The organism is Bacillus sp. OTU530 (assembly GCF_038440375.1).
In genome coordinates this window covers 1-292 of record NZ_JASATP010000186.1, presented here as the reverse complement: position 1 = coordinate 292, position 292 = coordinate 1, and the positions used below count along the sequence as shown (strand labels likewise).

At 38.7% G+C, this 292-nt stretch carries 1 protein-coding gene; it reads left to right on the top strand.

What is annotated here, in order from left to right; all coding sequences use genetic code 11:
• Window positions 1–292 (top strand): IS66 family insertion sequence element accessory protein TnpB (gene tnpB / locus AAHB12_RS31555; RefSeq protein ID WP_342048972.1); only part of this gene is annotated, 292 nt, incomplete at both ends.

The following is a 292-nucleotide window of genomic DNA, read 5'->3' as shown; positions in this document are numbered from 1 at the left end:
ATCGATGAAACACGATTATACCAGCGTGAAAAATATTTACATCATTTGCGGTAAGACTGATATGAGAAAAGGAATTGATGGCCTAGCCACACTGATTCAAGATTCTTTCGAACTTGACCCCTATGGCGATTCTATTTTCTTATTTTCAGGGTGGAGCAAAGATCGCTATAAATGTTTGTATTTTGATGGAGATGGCTTCGCCATGCTTTATAAACGTTTGGATAACGGAAAACTACAATGGCCTAAGGATGAAAATGAAGTACGCAATCTTTCGCAACAAGAACTTCGCTGG